Below are 1,102 nucleotides of genomic sequence, written 5' to 3'. Positions count from 1 at the left end.
GCCACCAAAGTAGAGGCCGGTAAAGAAGCAGACCAGCAGCAACACCTCCACCGCCAGCACCGGCCGCTCGAAGCGATGCACGAAGCTCACCCCTTGGCTGTGATGGTTTTCCTTGAACAGGGTGACTGCCAGCAAGATGGTGGCGGCGATGCCGGAGCTGATACCCGAGACCAGAAACAGCACCGGCAGCACCGGGTTGTTCAACAGCGGATAGGTCTTGAGCGCCGACAGCAGAAAGCCGGTGTAGGCACCCAGCAGCACGGCGAGCAGCAACAACAGCGGCGCCAGCAGCCGCTCGATGCGGGCAAGCCAAGCGATCAGGCCATCCACAAAAGCGAACTTCTCTTTCAGCAACCGGCTGCGCATTGTCTCGATCTCGGTGCGAAACACCACCGCCAGCCAGGCGAACAGCACCGCCATATAGAGCTGAAACAGCATGACCCCCATCGACATCACGGAGTCGAACTGGTAGTGGAACATCAGCTTCCAGAAGGTCCAGGGGCGGGCCAGATGGAAGATAAGGATGAGCAGCCCCAATATCACGCTCGCCGGCGCCAGAATGGCGGTCGCCTTGATGATGCCGCTCTCGCTGCCAGCTCCCTTGCGGCGCAGCAGCACCGAGAGGGTGGTGGCCCCGGCGGAGATGCCGAGCAGGAACAGGTAGATGGCGATCGGCCAGTCCCATACCAGAGAGGGGAAGTGAAATGCGTCATGCCACATGGTCATTCCCTCCATCTGTTACGGCCGGGGTAGATGGTGATCGGGCAAATCCCCAGACAATAGAGGGGAAGTGAAATGCCGCTTGCATGGTCATGACGTTATCTCCCCTTTGGGCACGCGGTACATCTTGGGCGAGGTGCCGAGTGCCTGCTTGTAGCGATAGGTGGTCTCCTTCACCAGCCGTTGGGCGATGGGGCTGTCCGGATCATCCAGATTGCCGAACACCAGCGCCTTGGTAGGGCAGGATTCCACGCAGGCCGGCTCCTTGCCCGCCGCCAGATTGGTCTTGCGGCAAAAGTCGCACTTGTCCGCCACCCGGGTGACCGGGTTGATAAAGCGCACCTGATAGGGGCAGGCGGCGAGGCAATACATGCAGCCGACG

At 61.0% G+C, this 1,102-nt stretch carries 2 protein-coding genes; both read right to left on the bottom strand.

Going from position 1 to position 1,102, the window contains the following annotated elements; translation table 11 throughout:
- A partial coding sequence (gene nrfD, locus CUC53_RS18485) for an NrfD/PsrC family molybdoenzyme membrane anchor subunit (protein WP_167386801.1) occupies positions 1-720 on the bottom strand: 720 nt, incomplete at its 3' end.
- 90 nt (positions 721-810) lie between these two features.
- Positions 811-1,102 (bottom strand): 4Fe-4S dicluster domain-containing protein (locus tag CUC53_RS18480; RefSeq protein WP_338027675.1); only part of this gene is annotated, 292 nt, incomplete at its 5' end.

This window comes from Aeromonas cavernicola, from assembly GCF_002795305.1.
GTDB lineage: Bacteria > Pseudomonadota > Gammaproteobacteria > Enterobacterales > Aeromonadaceae > Aeromonas > Aeromonas cavernicola.
Note: the sequence above shows the minus strand (reverse complement) of the source record. Positions and strands in the feature narration are given on the sequence as shown.